Origin of the sequence: Amycolatopsis sp. NPDC049868 (assembly GCF_044461365.1) — a bacterium.
Classification (GTDB): Bacteria; Actinomycetota; Actinomycetes; order Mycobacteriales; family Pseudonocardiaceae; genus Amycolatopsis.
On sequence record NZ_JBITKV010000001.1, the window covers coordinates 1,268,775 to 1,281,331 of the forward strand.

Annotated in this window: 12 protein-coding genes; 6 read left to right on the top strand and 6 right to left on the bottom strand. The window is 69.2% G+C overall.

The window, feature by feature from the left end:
• Nucleotides 1-145: 145 nt before the first annotated feature.
• Nucleotides 146-811 (top strand): hypothetical protein, encoded by a 666-nt coding sequence (locus ACIBTM_RS06140; protein ID WP_395875449.1) that lies wholly within the window; start codon nt 146-148, stop codon nt 809-811.
• Between the two features lie 9 nt (nt 812-820).
• Here the strand turns inward: ACIBTM_RS06140 and rnhA are convergent, their stop codons facing one another.
• The 5 genes from rnhA to ACIBTM_RS06165 all read right to left on the bottom strand — a co-directional run bounded on the left by rnhA (nt 821) and on the right by ACIBTM_RS06165 (nt 4,827).
• Nucleotides 821-1,303, bottom strand: a complete 483-nt coding sequence (gene rnhA / locus ACIBTM_RS06145; RefSeq protein ID WP_395875450.1) for a ribonuclease HI — start codon at nt 1,301-1,303, stop codon at nt 821-823.
• A gap of 21 nt (nt 1,304-1,324) precedes the next feature.
• Nucleotides 1,325-2,515, bottom strand: coding sequence for a DNA polymerase IV (gene dinB / locus ACIBTM_RS06150; protein WP_395875451.1), 1,191 nt, complete (start codon nt 2,513-2,515; stop codon nt 1,325-1,327).
• Nucleotides 2,516-2,557: 42 nt separating this feature from the next.
• Nucleotides 2,558-3,559 (bottom strand): MerR family transcriptional regulator, encoded by a 1,002-nt coding sequence (locus tag ACIBTM_RS06155; RefSeq protein ID WP_395875452.1) that lies wholly within the window; start codon nt 3,557-3,559, stop codon nt 2,558-2,560.
• Nucleotides 3,559-4,218, bottom strand: coding sequence for a HEAT repeat domain-containing protein (locus tag ACIBTM_RS06160; RefSeq protein WP_395875453.1), 660 nt, complete (start codon nt 4,216-4,218; stop codon nt 3,559-3,561). Before ACIBTM_RS06160 ends, ACIBTM_RS06155 begins: the two co-directional genes overlap by 1 nt.
• 189 nt (nt 4,219-4,407) lie before the next feature.
• Nucleotides 4,408-4,827 (bottom strand): DUF6010 family protein, encoded by a 420-nt coding sequence (locus tag ACIBTM_RS06165; protein WP_395875454.1) that lies wholly within the window; start codon nt 4,825-4,827, stop codon nt 4,408-4,410.
• Nucleotides 4,828-4,920: 93 nt separating this feature from the next.
• Between ACIBTM_RS06165 and ACIBTM_RS06170 the strand changes: the two genes are divergently transcribed.
• Both ACIBTM_RS06170 and ACIBTM_RS06175 read left to right on the top strand, forming a co-directional pair.
• Entirely contained in the window at nt 4,921-5,859 is a 939-nt protein-coding gene (locus ACIBTM_RS06170; RefSeq protein ID WP_395875455.1) for a GlxA family transcriptional regulator, read from the top strand.
• A gap of 106 nt (nt 5,860-5,965) precedes the next feature.
• Nucleotides 5,966-7,708: a discoidin domain-containing protein gene (locus ACIBTM_RS06175; protein WP_395875456.1), complete on the top strand. Its 1,743-nt coding sequence runs from the start codon at nt 5,966-5,968 to the stop codon at nt 7,706-7,708.
• A gap of 1 nt (nt 7,709) precedes the next feature.
• Here ACIBTM_RS06175 and ACIBTM_RS06180 read toward each other — a convergent pair whose 3' ends face one another.
• Nucleotides 7,710-8,000, bottom strand: coding sequence for a hypothetical protein (locus ACIBTM_RS06180; RefSeq protein WP_395875457.1), 291 nt, complete (start codon nt 7,998-8,000; stop codon nt 7,710-7,712).
• Between the two features lie 119 nt (nt 8,001-8,119).
• On the opposite strand from ACIBTM_RS06180, the gene ACIBTM_RS06185 reads away from it, so the two are divergent.
• The 3 genes from ACIBTM_RS06185 (at nt 8,120) to ACIBTM_RS06195 (ending at nt 12,486) form a co-directional block, all read left to right on the top strand.
• Nucleotides 8,120-9,379 carry an MFS transporter gene (locus tag ACIBTM_RS06185; protein WP_395875458.1) on the top strand — a complete coding sequence of 420 codons (1,260 nt, stop codon included), beginning with the start codon at nt 8,120-8,122 and terminating at the stop codon, nt 9,377-9,379.
• Nucleotides 9,380-9,719: 340 nt separating this feature from the next.
• The gene (locus ACIBTM_RS06190) at nt 9,720-11,018 is read left to right on the top strand and encodes a diguanylate cyclase (RefSeq protein WP_395875459.1); all 1,299 of its coding nucleotides are present in this window, start codon (nt 9,720-9,722) and stop codon (nt 11,016-11,018) included.
• Nucleotides 11,019-11,043: 25 nt separating this feature from the next.
• Nucleotides 11,044-12,486, top strand: coding sequence for an ArnT family glycosyltransferase (locus tag ACIBTM_RS06195; protein WP_395875460.1), 1,443 nt, complete (start codon nt 11,044-11,046; stop codon nt 12,484-12,486).
• The last annotated feature ends 71 nt before the right edge of the window (nt 12,487-12,557 follow it).

The following is a 12,557-nucleotide window of genomic DNA, read 5'->3' on the forward strand; positions in this document are numbered from 1 at the left end:
GTGAGCCTCTTTTGGTTCAACGATCAAGGTAACTGTGGGCGAACACACTCGGGCGTGACATTGCCGTGTCCTTTTCGTAATGTTGCCCGGAGCTCGCGGCCCCCGACGCGAGTTCCCGTCCCCGAAGTGGTGAGTGATCAGAGAAATGGCCGGCAGACATCGCAAGAACAAGGCTCCGCAGTGGAAGCTCCCCGCGGGTATCGCGGCAGCGGTCGCCACGGCGCTCCCGGCGTCGATGTGGCTGACCTCCGTGGACTCTCCCGACGTCGAAGCGGCCAGCGCCGCGCTCGCGCTGAAGGCTCCCCCGGTCTCCAGCGTGACTCCCCCGCCGTCGACCAGCAGCACCCCGCCCTCCAGCACGACCCCGCCCCCGTCGACCTCCTCGGCTCCCCCGAAGCCGACGACGTCGACCAAGGCCCCCGCCCCGGTCAAGAAGACCGTGCCCGCCGCGACGGCGTGTTCGACCAGCCTCGCCGGTACGAAACCGCATGTGGCCCAGGTCGGTAACCACGTGAAGGCGAAGTTCGGCGTGACGAACATCGGCGGTGTCGCCGGCCGGGCGAACGCCAGCGACCACCCTTCCGGCCTCGCGCTGGACTTCATGGTGGACACCGCCACCGGCAACGCGATCGCCGAGTACCTCCTGGCCAACCAGAAGGACTTCGGCATCACGTACGTCATCTGGCGCCAGCGCTACAACGACGGCAGCGGCTGGGACACCATGGAGGACCGAGGCGGCGCGACCGCCAACCACATGGACCACGTCCACGTCTCCTTCGCCAGGAGCGCGAAGGTGAACGTCAGCTGCTGAAGGCGTCTTTCAACGTTGCTGAGCGGACCGCTCGCCGGGCTGGACCACAGGTCGTCCCACGACCTCTTCCACGCCTTTCACGGCGAGCCGGTCCGCTCGCTCGTTCTCCGGATGCCCGGCGTGGCCTTTGACCCAATGCCACTCGACCTCGTGCCGTGACGCGGCCTCGTCGAGACGGCGCCACAGATCGGCGTTCTTGACCGGCGTCTTGGCCGAGGTCATCCAGCCGTTGTTCTTCCAGTTCCGCACCCAGCTGGTGATGCCGTTCCGGACGTAGGTGCTGTCGGTGTAGATGTCCACCGTGACCCGGCGCTTCAGGCTTTCCAGCGCCTCGATGGGCGCGGTCAGCTCCATCCGGTTGTTCGTGGTCGGCCCGGGATCCCCGCCGTAGATCTCCTTCTCGACGGTGCCGTACCGCAGCACCGCGCCCCAGCCGCCGGGACCGGGATTCCCGCTGCACGCGCCATCGGTGTAGATCTCGACTTCCGCCACCGGAACACCCTAGCGACGGGTTCAGTCCGGCAGGAGCGGCACCCACGGCTCCTCGACCTGCCCGAGATGCACCGCGCGCGTGATGGACGTCGAACCGAACCGGTCTCGGACGGTGTCGAGCGTCGAGTCGAGCGCGTCCCTCGGTTTCGCCCCGAACGGCAGGGCCAGCTGGATCGCGTCGTCCTTCGACAGATTCGTGAGCGCGAGCCCGATCAGCGTGAGACCGCGTTCGTCGATCAGCGGTCTCGCCGTCGCGAGCAGCTCACGCGCCGCCGCGACGATCGCGCCGGTCTGCTCGGTGGCCTCCATGAGGGTGTGCGAACGCGTCGCCTTGGTGAAATCGGCGAACCGCATCCGCAGCACGACGGTGCGGCACACCCGGTGCGCCGCACGCAGACGGCGGGCGAGGCGATCGGCCAGCGTCAGCAGCGTCGCGTCGAGCTCGGCGGGCGAACGCGGCCTGCTGCCGAGCGCACGCTGTGCCCCGATCGACCGGCGGCGACGGCCCGTCTGCACGCGGCGGGGGTCGTCGTTGTGGGACAAGGCGTGCAGATGGGCGCCGACGCCGCGGCCGAGCATCCGGACGAGTTCCTTCTCCCCGAACCCCTCCATCTGCCCGACCGTCGTCACCCCGCGCTCGCGGAGCTTCCGCGCCGTCACCTTGCCGACGCCCCACAGCCGCTCGACCGGGAGCGGATGCAGGAACTCCAGCTCCTTGTCGTGCGGCACGACGAGCAGGCCGTCGGGTTTCGCGACCCCGCTGGCCACCTTCGCGAGGAACTTCGTCCTGGCGACGCCGACGGTGATCGGCAAACCGACCTGCTCCAGAACGTCCTTCCGCAGCTTCGCGGCGATCCGGCTCGGTGTGCCCGCGATCTTCAGCAGCCCGCCGACGTCGAGGAAGGCCTCGTCGATCGAAATGCCTTCCACGAGCGGCGTGGTGTTGCCGAAGACCTCGAAGACCGCCTTGCTCGCCGCCGAATACGCGCGCATCCGGGGCGGGACCACGATCGCGTCCGGGCACAGCCGCCGCGCCTGGCCGCCGCCCATCGCCGTGCGCACGCCGTACGCCTTCGCCTCGTAGCTGGCCGCCAGCACGACCCCGCCGCCGACGATGACCGGCCGTCCGCGGAGCCTCGGGTCGTCACGCTGCTCGACCGACGCGTAGAACGAGTCCAGGTCGGCGTGCAGGATGGGACCCTCGGTCGTCATAGAACATATGTTCGCATCAAACGGCCCGGTGGCCAAGCCACCTCACCCAGGGGAGCCGAGCGCTCCCGCGAGGGCCGAAGCGAGGAGGGCGACGGTGCGATCGTCGTCTTCGGCCAGGTCACGCAGCACGTCCAGCGCGAGCGCGGGCGGCATCTCGACGAGGGCCTGGGTGAGGCGGATCCGCGCCGCCGGGTCCACGGTGGCGAGCTCGCCGGTCAACGCGCTCATGATCCGGTCCGCGGCACTGGCGTCACGTGCCAACGTGCCGAGGACCTCGGCCGCCTCGACGTCGGACGTGCCCTCGACCACCATGCGGACGAGCTCCGGCACCGCCGCGCTCTCACCACGCGACCCCAGGGCCAGCGCGGCGCGGGCGCGGACCGCCGGGTCCGCGTCGCCGAGTGCCTCCGCCAGTGCAGCGGTCGCCTCGTCACCGGGCATCCCGGCGATCGCGAGTATCGCGCGCCGCCGGACGTCGACGTCGTCCGAACGCGCACCGGACGCCAGGCTCGCCACGCCGTCACCGCCCGCCCTCGCGAGTGCCCATCGCAGAGCTCCGGCGACGTTCGGATCGGCTTCGGCGAGGACCGCCCCGGCCAGCAGTTCGGTGGGAACCGGGGCGTCCTCGGCCGGGGCCAGGACGGTTTGCTGCCGTCGGGCCGCGTGGGGCGAGTTGAGCCCGTGCAGAAGCTCGACGATGCGCAGGACTCCTTCCCAGCCCGTGGGTGCCGAACCGTCGACCGCACGGAGCCGATCGAGCAGCTCCTGCTCCCGGTTCAGGCGCTCCTCGGTCCGCCGGATGAGGTCACCCACGAGATCGGACGGCTCGAAGGCCGGATCCTCCAAGGCGCGGCCGATCTCGCGCAGCGACAGGCCGAGGGACCGCAGGCTCTCCACGTGGAAGATCCGGCGGATGTCCTCGTCGGAGTACTCGCGGTAGCCGCCGAAGGTGCGGCCGGTCGGGCGCACCAGCCCGAGGGAGTCGTAATGCCGGAGCATCCGGCTGCTCACCCCCGAGCGGCGCGCCACCTCACCGATCAGCATCAAGCTCCCTCCTGGCCCAGCGCGACGATCCGTTTCGACTCGTCGAAACCGGAGTCCGGGTCGCGCAGCAACCGCTCCGTGGCGCGGGCGTGCGCGCACACCTCCAGGTCGGCACTCTCCAAGGCCTTCCGCAAGACGGGCTCGATCACGGGTCCGAGCGCGACGAGCGCCCTGCTGAGACTCAGCCGCACCGTCCGGTCGCCGCGGCCGAACTGGTCGGCCAGGTCACGGGCCAGCCGGGCCCGCTCCCCGTCGGGGACGAGGACGACGGCGGCACGCCACGCGCTGCGGGCGACCTCGTCGTCGGCGTCGTGCAGCAGCGGCCGCGTGATCGCGGGCCACGCGGCGCGGTCCCCGATCTTGGACAGCGTGTGCAACGCCTGGCTCCGGGCCTGGGCGACCTCCGAACCGAGCTCGGCCAGCAGCACCGGCACCGTCTTCTCGGCGGGCAGCCGGGTCAACGCCCAGGTCAGCATGTCCCGGACGTAGAAGTCCGGCTCGATCGCGCACCGCGCCACGAGCGGGTCGACGAACCGGACGTCCGGATGCGTCCCGGCCGCCAGCGCCGCCTGGAGCCGCGTCGACGAGCTTTCGGAGCTGAGCGCGTCGAGCACGCGCAGGTCCGGTGAAGTCCTCTGTGTCGTGTTGATGGGGATCACCTCCTGCGCTCCAGTGAAGACCTTGTCACGATGTCAAGGTCAAGTACGGCTCTCCACCGTGGTCAGTCGAACGGGTGCCCGGAGTACGAGACCTGGTGTCCCTCGACGTACCGGTCCCGTTCCTCCGGGTCGACGTACACCTTTCCCGCCACGATCACCGTCATTTCAGCTTCCCTTCGTCCGGTCGGTTCACTCCACCGACGAACGCGGACGACGCGAACCGACACGGGCGCGGAAGAAGTCCGTCACCGATCGTCCGCCGGCGAAACACCAGATCGCGATCACCGGGTCGCAGATCGCGCAGCCGAACGACGAATCGTCCAGGAACGGGATGATCGGGGCACCCTTCAGGTGGTGCACGACGTCCCAAGCCGTGTGCAGCAGCCAGCCGATCCCGATGAACGTCCACGATTCGAGCCCGCGGTACGCCACATAGGCCATCAGTGCGGTGAAGACGAGTTCCCAGATCCCGAGCCCGCCGCCGCTGGCGTAGGCCGCACCGGCGCCGGCGATCATGACCGCGTTGAAGCGGCGGCGGTGCGGCTCGTGGATCAGCGACATCAGTACGACGTAGACGAGGCCGACGAGAATCGGCGCGATGATCACCATGGTTCGACGCTAGAACCGGGCGGCGCCCGCTCCCAGTGGCGTGAACGACGCCTTCCAACGGGATCTCGCCATCGGGCGGGTACGTTGCGGTCCATGCACACCGTCGCCGTCCTCGCGCTGGACAAGGTGATCCCGTTCGATCTCTCGACGCCGATCGAGGTCTTCACCAGGACCCGGCTCGCCGACGGAAGCGCGGGCTATCGGGTGGTCGTCTGCGCGGAACACCCGGAAGTCGACGCCGGTCACTTCACCCTGCGCGCGCCGCGGGGACTGGACGCGTTGCGCGAGGCGGGCACGATCATCGTCCCCGGCACCGCCGAACCGACCCGGACGTTGCCGGAATCCGTCCGCGACGCGCTGACTTCGGCCGCCGCGAGGGGCACCCGGATCGCCTCGATCTGTTCCGGCACCTTCATTCTCGCCGCCGCGGGTCTGCTCGACGGCCTTCGCGCCACGACGCACTGGGTCGCCGCCGAGGCACTGGCCGCGGCGTACCCGGAGGTCGACGTCGACCCGGACGTGCTCTATGTCGACAACGGGCGGATCCTGACGTCCGCGGGCGCCGCCGCGGGCCTGGATCTGTGCCTGCACCTGATCCGGCGGGACCACGGTTCCGCGATCGCGGCCGACGCCGCCCGCCTTTCGGTCATGGCGCTCGAACGCGAGGGCGGCCAGGCGCAGTTCATCGCGTTGCGGCATCCACCCGCGCCCCGTGGCGCCACGCTGGAGCCGACTCTGTTGTGGATGCAGGAAAATCTCTCGCGCGAGCTCACGCTGGCCGACATCGCCACGCGCGCCGGGATGAGCACGCGCACGCTGATCCGGCACTTCCGTGAGCAGACCGGGACGACGCCGTTGCAGTGGCTGCACCGGACCCGGGTCCGGCAGGCGCAGCATCTGCTGGAGACCACCGAGTACGCCGTCGAACGGATCGGCGCCGAAGTCGGTTTCGGTTCACCCACCTCGTTCCGCGACCGGTTCAAGCGCACGACCGGTGTCAGCCCGGGCACCTATCGACGCGCTTTCCGTTGAGCGGGAACGCCTCTTGCCGGTGACCGGCCTTCACCGCGACCATGGCCGTATACATCACCGAGCACGTCTTCGCCCGCCGTAGGGGACGTCGTCAGGAGGCTGGCTCGTGCTGGGCAAGAAACTGGGCGTCCTAGTGGCCCTCGTACTCCTCTTCGCGGGGCTGACACCCGCGAACGCCGAACTCAACCATCCACGCCAGGGCTGGCTGCGCGCCTCGACCGCGGGCCTGTTCCTGCATTGGGGAATGCGCACCTCCCCGGGCTACACCAGTTGCGCCGCCTGGGAAAAGGCGGTCACCGACGGCGGATGGACCGCGAAGTACTGGATCGACGAGGCGAAGAAACTGCACGCGCAGTACGTCGTGCTGGCGTCGTTCCACAGCAGGCTCGGCTACGCCAGGGCATGGCCTTCCGAAGTGCCGGGAAGTTGCTCCACCAAACGGGATTTCCTCGGTGAGCTGATCGCCGCCGGTAAGGCGGGCGGCGTCAAGGTCATCAACTACATGACCGACGATCCCAAGTGGTTCAACGAAGGTCTCGGCTCGGGCAAGAGCTGGCTGAACTCGTCCGCGTACTCGAAGTACAAGGGCAAGCAGGTCGACCTGCACACGCGCGACGGCTTCGGCGAATTCGGTTACGACAACTTCGTCGAGGTCATGCGGCGCTACCCCGATCTCGCCGGGTTCTGGATCGACAACGACAACGCGTACTGGGAGCGCAACGGTCTCTACGAGCGTGTCCGCCGGGAACGGCCGGACTACCTGCTCAGCAACAACAACGAGGACACGCCGATCATGGACACGATCAGCAACGAGCAGAAGACCGGCATGACCCCGGCCTACGACTACCCGCAGGCGGTCTACACGGCCGCGCCGCGGCTGATCGAGGCGTGCTTCAAACTCCCCACGACCGGCGCGTGGTGGTACAGCGGCTCGAACCCGCCGGTCGACTATCGGCTGACGCTGGGCCGGTACCTGGCCAACAAGGGTTCGGACGTCAAGGCGCTGATGGCCGAGACCGCCATGGTGAACGGGCGGTTCCCCGCGAACCAGGAGGCGTTCAACGACTTCGCCGCCGGGTTCTTCGACAAGATCTGGACGGCGGTCGACGGCACCCACGGCGGCGGTTACGACCACGGCGGTTTCGCACCCGGTTTCTGGAACGACGGCGCGCACGGCGTCACGACGGTGTCCAAGACCGACCCGGACAAGCACTATCTCCATGTGCTCACCCCGCCGTCGGGAAGCACGCTTTCGTTACGGGACAACGGCTACCGGGTCAAGCGGGTGACGAACCTGCGCACCGGCGCGGCGATCGCGCACAGTCAGTCCGGCGGACGGCTCACCTTGACGGGGCTCTCGTCCTGGGACCGGTACGACACCGTGTTCGCGGTGGAGACCGGCGGACGCGAAGGCGTCTACCCGCCGTCGTCGTACACGATGAGCGCGAGCGCCTCCGGCAGCGGACATCCCGCCAAGGCCGCCGCGGACGGCGACTACGCGACCTATTGGGACGCGACGTCCGCTCGGCCTGTGTCGCTGCGGTTCGATCTCGGCGCGCCGAAGCGGATCCAATACATCGGGATCAACCAGCGCGAGGACTCCACCACCTACCCGGCGTCGAATTCGGCGCGGATCAAGAACTACCGGGTCTATGTCAGCGCGGACGGGCAGAACTGGGGTTCGCCGGTGAAGACCGGCTCGCTGCCGAACCACCGCGGTGTGCAGTTCATCGACCTGCCCGTGACGACCGCGCGGCACGTCCGCGTCGAGAAGGTCGACAGCCAGGGCATCGAGCGGCTGCGGGTGGACGAGGCCTGGATCGGCTCCGCCTACGCGACCGGCGGCTGAATCAGGCGGCGAGCGACAGGACGGTGTCCGAGGCCCGTGCCCGGGCCTGGTCGGCGAACCGCCTCCGCGCGACGACGACTCTGAGCCATCGTTCCGAACGCTCGGCGTCCAGATCGGAGGTGGCGCGGGCGAGCACCTCGGCGGCGTGCGCGGCGGAATCGATCTCCGCGGCGGCGCCGAGGTAGTCGCCCGCCTCGATCAGCTTGTAGGCGTGGCGCATCTCGGTCTGCGCGGTCGAGTAGATGGCGTAGGCGGCGAGGTTGTTCGCCAGCGGGCCCAGTGAATGCGACATCGGATTCTCCGTTCCTTCTCTCTACAGACACGTCGAACGGGCCCGCGGTGGTTCGACATGGCGGACGGATTTTTTCCGAGGGTTGCGCAAAGTGGCCGCTTCAGGACAGCCTGAAGCGCATGCCAGCCCGAGCGGCGTCGTTCCGCAGCGTCTTCGCGGTCGCCGGATTCCGCCGGATCTGGCTCGCGCATCTGCTCTCGGTCGCCGGCGACCAGCTGGCCAGGGTCGCGCTCACGGTGCTGGTGTTCGACCGGACGTCGTCGGCGGGCTGGGCTTCGGCGGCGTACGCGCTGACCTTCGTGCCGGACCTCCTCGGCGGCGCGCTGGGCGGCGTCGCGGACCGGTTCTCGCGACGCACCGTGATGGTGGTGACCGACGTCGGCCGCGCGGTCCTGATCGCGCTGATGGCGGTGCCCGGCCTCCCGCTGCCCGCCGCGGCCGCGCTGTTGTTCCTCGTCCAGCTCATGGCCGGGCCGTTCCACGCGGCCCGCCAGGCGATGCTGCCGGATCTGCTCGATCCGGACCGGCTGGTCGTCGGCCAGGCCGTCATCTCGTCCACGTACCAAGCCGGGCTCGTGGTGGGCTTCGGCGCGGGCGCCGCCGTCGTCACCGGCCTCGGCGTGCCCGGAGCACTGCTGATCGACGCGGGGACGTTCGCGCTGTCGGCGCTCATGCTTCGCTTCGGGCTCGAACGCTTCCCGCCCTCGGCACCCGTCCACCACGAACGCCCGTCCCTGATCGAGGGCTGCCGCCTGGTGGCGCGCGACCGCAAACTGCGCTGGCTGCTGCTCATCGCCTGCTGCTGCGGCTTCTACGTCGTACCCGAGGGCCTCGCCGTCCCGGTCGCCGCCGAGCTGGGCGGCGCGGGCGCGCTGCCGTGGCTGCTGGCCGCGAACCCGGTCGGTTCGGTGCTCGGCGGTCTCCTGCTGAGCCGGATCCCGCGCGAACGGCAGATCCGGGTGCTGGGCGCGCTGACGGTGGTGAGCAGCCTGGTGCTGATCCCGACCGGCTGGGCCCCCGGCCTGGTCACGATCGTCGTGCTGTGGACGATCTCGGGCGTGTTCTCCGCGCACGACATGATCACGCAGACGCAGTACAGCCTCGCCGCGCCGGCCGCCCATCGCGGCCAGGTGATCGGGGTCGCGATCGCGGCGTTGCGGGCGGCTCAGGCGGTGGGGATCGCGGCGGCCGGGCTGCTGGCCCAGGTCGTCGCGCCGACCACCGTGGTCACCGTCGCGGCGATCGCCGGCGTGGTGGTCGCCTTCGTCGCCGGAGTGGGCTGGTCACGGGCGGTGTCGTCCCGCCGCGGCCCTGAGGAACCCGAAGATCCCGTGGGTCCGGTCGGCGGGACGACACCCGTTGGCGAACACGGTTCCTGACACATCACGTCCAGTTGTTGTCACGTCGGGTCGTCCAGTTGTTGTCACGCACTACGTTCACCTCCCTTCGCGAAGCCGCGCGCTCGTGGGCGAGATCACTCACGTCCAGTTGTTGTCACGCCGAGTGGTCCAGTTGTTGTCCCGCATTCCGTTCACCTCCCTCGAAATAGCGATCTACCCGGCAAAACACTCACCAGTTGTTGTCCTGCATCGGTGCACCTCCCTCGTTTCGGTTGGGCTGTCCGGGGGAATTCGGGGCCGCGTGTCTTATCGTCCGGACAACGAGGGTCGTCGCAGTCCCGGTTCGATTACGGTGTAGATCACCGACGGAAGAGGGTGCGTGGACGGACGACTCGGCGGCACGCGGCGGCGGCTCAGGGCCTGGCACCTGTGGAGCCTGCCGCGACCTGTGCGTTCCTACGTCCTGGTCGTGAATCTCATCGCAGTCCTCTCGACCGCCGCCACGGCCCGCCTGGTCCCGGTGACCGGTACCGACCTGGTCCGGTTCGGCGTCTTGACGCTCTGCGCGGCCATCGCGATCGAGGGCACCCGGCAGATCGAACGCCAACGGGAGTACGACAGAGCCCCATCGGTCGCCTACGTCGACACCAAGGCGGTCTGGAGCGTCGCCGCCGTCATCGCGCTGCCTCCGGTGCTCGCCGCCGCGATGGTCGTGGTGACCTACACCATCGCATGGTTGCGGATCTGGCCGCACCAACGGCCGGTCCTCCCCCATCGGTGGATCTTTTCCGCCGCGACGGTGCTCTGCGGTACGCAGGCCGCCGTCGTCGTCCTCAGCCTCGGCATGCGCCACTACCCCGGCGCGCCCGACTCCGGGCTGCTCGCCGGACTGGGTGACCTCGCCGTCATCATCGTGGCCGCGGCCCTGCGCTGGGCGATCAACACCGTGCTGGTGATGATCGCGATCGCGCTCTCGTCGCCGCCGAAGTCGATCGGCGAACTGTTCTCCGGGTTCGGCGACCAGATCCTCGAGGCGGGCGCGCTCGGCCTCGGTCTCGTGACGGCCGTCGTCCTCGTCCAGGCCAACCCGCTGGTGCTGGTCGGGGTCGTCATCGCGCTGGTCGCGCTGCACCGAGGGCTGCTGCTGACGCAGTACCGGCGCGATGCGCACACCGACGCCACCACCGGCCTCGTCACGAAACGCCGCTGGCGTCAGCTGGCCGAAGAACAGCTGGGCCGCACACGCGCCGGCCGCAAACTCGGCGTGCTGTTCCTCGACCTCGACAACTTCAAGACGATCAACGACACCTACGGCCACCCCAACGGCGACCTCGTCCTGCGCGCGGTCGGCGACGCGCTGCTCGCCGAGGTCCGCGAACAGGACGTCTGCGGGCGGTGGGGCGGCGAGGAGTTCGCGATCGTCATCCCGGACATCCACGGCGAGGAGACGCTGCGCCAGGTGGCCGAACGGATCCGGCACCAGGTGGCGGTGGTCTCGGTCGCGCTGCCCGATCGCGACACCGTGCTGACCGACCTGACGGTGTCCATCGGCGGGGCGCTGTATCCGGCGGCCAACATCACCAGCGTCGACGACCTCCTCGTCGCCACCGACACCGCGCTCTATCGAGCGAAGCAGGGCGGCCGCAACAGGGTCGAACTGGCACCGCCCGCACAGTAGGATTCGCCGCGTCTGGGGAGGCGCGATGGAGCGATTCGCTCGGGGTCCGGTCGGTTTTGTGGTCGCGATCCAAGTGTTGGTGCTGACGCTGGTTTCGGGACGGTACGGCTTCCACCGGGACGAGCTGTACTTCCTCGCCGCGGGGAAACGGCTCGCCTGGGGCTACGTCGATCAGCCGCCGCTGACGCCGTTGCTCGCGAGGCTCTCCACCGACGTCTTCGGCGCCACTCCCGCCGGCCTGCGCGTGGCCGCGACGCTGTGCGCCGCCGCCACGGTGGTCCTACTGGCGCTCGTCGCCCGCGAGTTCGGTGGCGGCCGTGGCGCGCAGGTTTTCACCGCCGCGACGACCGCGCTGTCGGCGTTCGTCGTGGTCGACGGGCACATGCTGTCGACGGCCACCGTCGACCTGGTGATCTGGAGCGCGCTGGGCCTGACGGTCCTGCGCCTGTTCCGCACCGGTGACGGACGGTGGTGGCTCGCGATCGGCGCCATCATCGGCATCGGTCTGGAAGGCAAATGGCTTGTCCTGCTGATGGTCGCCTCGATCGGCCTGGCGGTGGTCACCGTCGGCCCGCGGACGGTGTTCCGCAGCGGCTGGCTCGCCGCCGGGATCCTGCTCGCGCTCGTGCTGGCCGCACCGGCCGTGATCTGGCAGGCGGCGCACGATTTCCCTTTGCTGACCGTGGCTTCCGGTATCAGCGAGGACGACGGCGCGGAGAACCGGATCCTGTTCGTGCCGATGCAGTTGCTGTATCTGGCGCCCGTGGTCGTGCCGGTCTGGATCGCGGGCGGTCTCCGGCTCTGGCGTGATCCCGAACTGCGCTGGGCTCGTTCCCTGGCGCTGGCTTATCCGTTGTTATGCGTGATTTTGCTGATATTGGGCGGAAAACCGTACTACTCGGCACCTTTTCTATTGCTGCTCACGGCGGCCGGCGCCGAACCCTGCCTGCGATCACTGGACCGGGTCTCGCGTCGCGTCGGAGCGGCGGTGCTGGCCGTGACGGGTGCCGCGACCTCCCTCGTCGTCGGACTGCCGTTGCTGCCGGTGTCCGCGCTGGCGCCGGTTCTGGTGGTGAACAAGGAACAAGGTGAGCAGGCGGGCTGGCCCGAGCTGGCTTCTTCGGTCACCCGGGTCTGGGAGCGAATCCCGGCGGAGCAGCGCTCGACCGCGGTGATCTTCACGCGGAACTACGGGCAGGCGGGAGCTTTGGAGTACTACGGGCTTCCTTCCGTGTACTCGGGGCATATGTCCTATGCGGACTGGGGACCTCCTCCTTCTACCGCTACAGGCCCCGTGGTCGTCGTAGGCCCGTATCTTCCGGCTTGGTTCACCGGATGCCACGAGGCCGCGGTGCACGACAACGGCCTCGGGGTGGAGAACGAGGAGCAGGGAGTGCGAATTTCCTTGTGTGCGGGGACTTCCCGGCCTTGGGCTGCACTTTGGAGCGAGCTGAGGCACTACTACTGAGCCGAATATTGTCGGTGGTCGGTTGTAGGTTCTGGGTGTGGACACTCTTAACGCCACTGTGGCGCTGTTGA